Source organism: Catenulispora rubra (genome assembly GCF_015356825.1).
Classification (GTDB): domain Bacteria; phylum Actinomycetota; class Actinomycetes; order Streptomycetales; family Catenulisporaceae; genus Catenulispora; species Catenulispora rubra.
In genome coordinates this window covers 1-3142 of the sequence record NZ_JAACYW010000532.1, presented here as the reverse complement: position 1 = coordinate 3142, position 3142 = coordinate 1, and the positions used below count along the sequence as shown (strand labels likewise).

General features: G+C 70.8%; 2 protein-coding genes and 1 pseudogene. 1 reads left to right on the top strand and 2 read right to left on the bottom strand.

The genetic code is table 11. The annotated features are described in order from the left end of the window. Both GWK61_RS53560 and GWK61_RS53555 read right to left on the bottom strand, forming a co-directional pair. On the bottom strand, positions 1 to 1213 hold a 1213-nt coding region (locus GWK61_RS53560), incomplete at its 3' end, for an N-acyl-D-amino-acid deacylase family protein (RefSeq protein ID WP_194922109.1). Then, positions 1210 to 2529 (bottom strand): type III PLP-dependent enzyme domain-containing protein, encoded by a 1320-nt coding sequence (locus tag GWK61_RS53555; RefSeq protein ID WP_194922108.1) that lies wholly within the window; start codon positions 2527 to 2529, stop codon positions 1210 to 1212. The genes GWK61_RS53555 and GWK61_RS53560, both read right to left, overlap by 4 nt. 259 nt (positions 2530 to 2788) lie before the next feature. On the opposite strand from GWK61_RS53555, the pseudogene GWK61_RS53550 reads away from it, so the two are divergent. Beyond that, positions 2789 to 3142 (top strand): annotated as a pseudogene (locus GWK61_RS53550) (hypothetical protein); the annotation flags it as partial.

Genomic DNA, 3142 nt, shown 5'->3' with positions numbered 1-3142 from the left:
GGCCTGGGGTGGGGACGCCGTCGGAGCCGATCATCGCGAACGGGGCGGCCAGGACGCGGCGGACGTCGTCCTCGCGCATCGAGTGGCTGATGATCGTCACGTCGCCGTCCTCGCTCAGCAGCAGCTCCGCGACCAGGTCGACGGCGTCCACACCGGCCGCGTCCGCCAGGGCGGCGATGGTGCGGCCCTGGTACGCGGCGTGCTGCGGGGCACCGGCCACGACGATGCGATCCCAGCCGCCGTTGCCGACGGTGTTCTCCCAGCCGGGCACGCCCTCGGTGATCGCCTTGCGCAGCGCGTCACGCTGCCCCGGGTCGCGCAGCCGCTCCAGCAGCCGCGCACGGCCGCCGTCATGGGCCCACGGAGGCAGCATCGCCGACAGCTGCGTACTGCCGGCCGTATACGGATAGACGTCGCACGTGACATCCATCCCCGACTCCCGAAGCTCTGCCAGCCGTGCCAGCGTCACCTCTGTCCGTCCCCACGCATACTTCCCGGCCGTCTTGTGGTGCGACACATGCAGAGCCGCACCGCTGTCCCGCGCTATAGCGATCGCTTCCTCTAAGGCGTTCTCGACACCTGACATCTCATCGCGCAGATGCGTTACGTAGGGCTTTCCGTGGCGCGCGGCAACGGCCGCCAACGCGGTGATCTCCGCAGTATCCGCATAAGAGCCCGGCGTATAGATGAGCCCTGTGGAGAGCCCGACAGCGCCTCCCGCCAGAGCTTCGTCCAGAGCGTCTGCCATACGCGCGGTCTCCATGGCGCTGGCAGGACGTGCCTCATGGCCGACTACAGCGGCGCGCAGAGTCCCATGCCCTACGAGGGAAGCCAAGTGATTGGAGCGTCCGGAAACGCTATGGGCGCGACTGAGCTCAGCCAGCCCTGAGTACGTTCCTGGAAAGGCGCTGACGCCGCAGTTCCCGGCGATCTCGGTCGTGACTCCCTGGAGTACCGAGGCGAAGGCTTGAGAGCTATCCAGTCGGCGTTCAGAAGCGTCGATGCAAGCCGTGTCGGAGTGCGTATGCGCGTCGATGAACCCTGGCGCGACTACCAAGCCCGAGACGTCCAGAACCTCATCAGCCTGAGCGACGGAGCCAGGTGCCAGCAGCCTGACCCGATCGCCGATGATCCCGACGTCGAGCGCGACCAAAGGCGTCCCGATCCCGTCCGCAACCCAACCCCCGCGCAGAACAACCGAGCAGCCACTCACCGCAGCCCCGCCGGCAGCACCCCACTGCGCGCCACCAGCTCCTCGATGCTCTCCGCGGCGCGCAACACATGGAAGCGCACCACATCCCCCTCCGACACCTCGAACCCGAACACCGGCGGCATCGGCAGGCTGTTGTACTGGAACGGCGAGGAGAAGTAGTACGCACCCGTATCCGGCACCACCACGATGTCCTCCGTGGAGAGCTTCGGCAGCTTCCGCTCCCGAGCCATCAGATCCCCCGCGAAGCAGCACGGCCCCGCGACGTCCTGCACCTCCAGCTCCGCCGTGCTCGCCAGCCCGTGCCGGTCGTACGCCAGCACCCGCAGCGGCCACGACTTGGGGGCGAACACAGTACGCGCCGCTACCTGCGCCCCTGCGTGTGTCAACGCTATAGCGCGCCCGCCAGAGGTCTTCGTGTACTCCACCCGCGAGGCGATGAACCCGTTCTTCGCCATCACCGACCGGCCGTACTCCGTGACCACCTTCAGCTCCCCGCCGAACAGCTCCGGCGCGGCGTTTTGCAACACCGCCACGTGATCGGCGAAGGTGGGACTGTCCTCGTCCCCGCTGAAGTCCACCGGCAGCCCGCCACCGATGTCGATGCCCTCGATCTGCCCCTCGCGCCGCGCGTTGACCTCCTGCGCGAACCGCACCGCCTCGGCCACCCCCGCCGCGTTCAGCTCCAGCGGGATGCCCTGCGAGCCGACGTGCACGTGGACCCAGCGCAGCCACGGCCGCGCCGCGTACGCCGCCAGCAGCCGCTCGCGGTTGCCCGGGTCGGCCATCGCGACGCCGAACTTCGTGGTCCGGCCGGCCGTCGACATGGCCTCGATCGACCCGATCCCGACCTGCGGGTTGATCCGCACCCCGGTCCGCAGCGCCGCCGCCCCGTCGGCGACCAGGCGGTCCACGCGCTCCAGTTCCTCGAAGTTGTCGATGTTCAGCGCGATGCCGTCCCGCAGCGCCTCGGCCAGCTCGGCCTGCGTCTTCGCCGGCGAGTCCAGCACGATCCGGGACGCCGGGAACCCCGCGGCGCGCGCCTGGGCCAGTTCCCCGGGGCTGCTCACCTCGCAGCCGAGCCCGTGCCGCAGCAGCAGCGCCAGCACCGGCACCAGCGGGTTCGCCTTGGCCGCGAAGGCGTGCAGCACGTCCACCTCGGGCGGCCAGGCCGCCAGCAGCTCCGCCGCCGTCTGCGCGATCCCGGCGACGTCGACGAACGCCGCCACCGGCGTCTGCTGCGGGTCGAGCAGGCCCTGGGCGACCGCGGCGTGGACGGCGCGGTCGCGGCGGATGCGGCGGGCATGATGGTCAGGCATGACAGGTCCCTCGCTGAGGCTCGGCCGCTGCGCGCTCGTTCCGGGCACGCGACGCGCGGCGATGCTCCTTCGGGACCAGCGTGGGTCTTCGCGGGCCGCGCGGAGCGCGAGCCTCGAAAACCTCGCCGCTCACACTCCAAATCCCGACAACCGCCTTGCCGATCGGCTGTCGGCGGCCACGATGGCGCCTCAACCGCGCGAATCGATCACCGCACCGCCCAGCACCGCACCGCACCGCCGACCGAGCTGAGGAGATCCTGTGACAAAGGTCGACCACCCGTATGGCACCTGGCCGTCTCCGCTCACGCCCGCAGACGTCGCCGCCACCCCCGGCGCGCCGCAGTGGCCTTCGATCGTCGGCGGGCAGACCTGGTGGTGCGCGCCGGATCCGGCGACGGCCACCGTCGGGCTGGTGCGCCGGGGCGCCGACGGCACGGTCGGACCGGTGCTGGGCCCGGACTGGCCGGTCGGCAACAAGGCCATCGGGTACGGCGGACGCCCCTACCTCGCCACGCCCGACCTCGCGGTCTTCTCCTGCTCCCGCGACCAGCGGCTGTATCTGGTGGCTGAGACGCCCGCCGGCCCGCAACCCCCCGAGCCGGTTCCCCTGACC

Excerpts from the sequence above, each read along its gene's own strand:
- GWK61_RS53555 (WP_194922108.1), bottom strand. The coding sequence starts at position 2,529 with ATGCCTGACCATCATGCCCGCCGCATCCGCCGCGACCGCGCCGTCCAC.